This window comes from Paenibacillus etheri, from assembly GCF_001012825.1.
GTDB classification, from domain to species: domain Bacteria; phylum Bacillota; class Bacilli; order Paenibacillales; family Paenibacillaceae; genus Paenibacillus_AQ; species Paenibacillus_AQ etheri.
Map to the genome: position 1 here is coordinate 1 of NZ_LCZJ02000097.1, position 741 is coordinate 741.

A 741-nucleotide genomic window follows, 5' to 3' on the forward strand; every position below is an offset into this window, starting at 1 on the left:
TGGACCTCTGTCAAGAAAGTAGACACCATTAAACTGCCTTTCTCTTATTAAATTGCGCAGCAAACCGTACCGGCGAAAGATAGCCTAGCGCGCTGTGGATTCGTTTTCGATTGTAAAAAAACTCAAGATAGCTATAAATCTCGTCGTATGCTTGTTGTTTCGTTTTAAAGCGTGGGCTACAGTAAATAAGCTCCTTTTTCAGAATGCTGTGAAAGGATTCTATGCATGCATTGTCGTAGCAATTTCCTTTGCGACTCATGCTACTTTTCATCTTGTATGTTTTAAGTTGCTCTTGGTAATCCTCGGATGCATATTGGCTTCCACGGTCAGAATGGTGCAATAACCCCTTCTTGGGTTTCTTGGCTACGTAAGCATCTTGTAGGGCTCCTAGTACTAAGTCGGTTGTCATGCGGTCCTGAAGGCGCCAGCCTACAATCTCACGCGTACATAGGTCAAGCACACTTGCGAGATAAAGACGTCCCTCTCTACACGGAATGTAGGTAATGTCGGTAACCCAAACCTGGTTAGGCCTCTTTACTTTAAACTGCTGATTCAAAAGATTGGGTGCGATAGGCAAGTTATGGTTGGAATCCGTCGTTTGGATTTTGAATTTCTTGCAAACACAGGAACGCAGACCGAGCTCCTTCATATACAAGCCAACGGTTCTCTCGGTGACCTTGTAGCCCTCATGGCGCAATTTTTTTGTGATCTTAGGGGCACCATAGCGTCGATTGTTATCGT

The 741-nt window shown here is 44.5% G+C and carries 1 protein-coding gene; it reads right to left on the bottom strand.

The features are described 5' to 3' along the window. Positions 1-28: 28 nt before the first annotated feature. The coding region (locus UQ64_RS29180; RefSeq protein ID WP_060626932.1) for an IS3 family transposase at positions 29-741 on the bottom strand (713 nt) is incomplete at its 5' end.